We start from the raw sequence: 487 nt of genomic DNA, 5'->3' as shown, positions 1-487 counted from the left end.
GGGACTCACAGATTCAGCACTGGCGCCATATGTCACGTGTTAACTCACCCGATTGCCCTGGACAGGGGCCGCTCCCACGTTGATTGTCGCGCCGCACCGCGGCATACTGATGAGCGATGGCTATACCGCATGGCGCACGCTGGCAGGGGCCACCCATGTGGGATGCATGGCCCATTCCAGACGTCGCTTCGTCGATGCCCTCAAGGCAAGAAAGAAAGGGGGCGGTCCGCCGGAGCAGGCGCTTAAGTTCTTCGAGCAGCTCTACCGGGTTGAAGGCCAAGCGCGGAACGAAAGGCCGGACAAGGGCGAAACACAAGCCGATTGCATTCGCCGCTTTCGCCAGCAACACAGCGTTCCCATCCTCAATGCTCTCAAGACATGGCTCGACGACATCGCGCCGAAGGTCTTGCCCGATAGCAAGATCGGCGACGCCGTGTCCTACACTCTGAACCAGTGGGAATACCTACGCGATACAAAGAAGACGGCA

Annotated in this window: 1 pseudogene; it reads left to right on the top strand. The window is 59.8% G+C overall.

Annotated elements, in window-relative coordinates:
• Nucleotides 1–94 precede the first annotated feature (94 nt).
• Nucleotides 95–487 (top strand): annotated as a pseudogene (locus ACWGTO_RS33835) (IS66 family transposase); the annotation flags it as partial.

This window comes from Mesorhizobium sp. PL10, from assembly GCF_053714315.1.
The sequence above is the reverse complement of the archived record's forward strand: the minus strand, read 5'-3'. Positions and strand labels throughout refer to the sequence as shown.